General features: G+C 52.4%; 1 protein-coding gene. It reads left to right on the plus strand.

Translation table 11 applies throughout. From position 1 onward, the window contains the following. A partial coding sequence (locus IM708_RS21095) for a hypothetical protein (RefSeq protein WP_209428509.1) occupies window positions 1-745 on the plus strand: 745 nt, incomplete at its 5' end. Window positions 746-818 lie beyond the last annotated feature (73 nt).

The raw sequence follows: 818 nt of genomic DNA on the forward strand, positions 1-818 counted from the left end.
TGCAACCGCTCGGTGCTCAAGCAACTTTATGGGTCCTGAGCCTATACTCTTTAATGGCGCTCCTGTTGAGGGAAGCCGCACCATCGATGCGACTTTCGCCGCTCAGGCCCGCACTTACTTTCAGGCCGTCGTAACGCGCCTTTTTGCTTCAAACTTGAAGGGCGAACTTGCCGCGCGCGGAAAAATCAGAGGGTCCGAACTCGCCGCCCTGAACATTCGAGGCGTCGCAACAGGCTCATTCGGGTTTATTCTTCAAGAAAAGGATGCACGTCAGGTCAGCGCCGTCAAGACGCCGGTGCGAGAGTCCCTTGAGGAGGCGGACGTCCTTTTTGAAGAATTTACGCAAGAGAATGAGGATGAGTTACTTATTGATGTTGATGACATCAATCCAAGGGTGTTCCGCGCACTCGCGCAGTTTTTTAGACACCTCGAAAACAATGACGCGGCCCTGAAGGCCAACCTTCCTGATCGTCAGTATTCGTTCGATCGCGCGGGAATTGAACGCGATTACCGAAGAATAACAGGAACCAATGTGAAGATCGAGCGAGTCGTCTGGGTTGGCACATTGGTTGGGCTTTCTCCCATCAAGCGCGCGTTCGATTTCAAGCGGGATGGCGCGCAGGAAATAGTTTCTAGAAAGTTCAGTCAACAGGTGAGCCAGGATTACTTAGAGCGGATTGAGGGCGAGGAGGGGATTATGCTGGGCGCTCGGTTCACTGCAAAGATTGAGATCGGAACAAATTGAAAACCTGATGGATCGATAAGCGTTAGGCTCAGGACCCATAAAGTTGCTTGAGCACCGAGCGGTTGCGTGATTC

Origin of the sequence: Pararhodobacter sp. SW119 (assembly GCF_017811755.1) — a bacterium.
Lineage (GTDB): Bacteria > Pseudomonadota > Alphaproteobacteria > Rhodobacterales > Rhodobacteraceae > Pararhodobacter.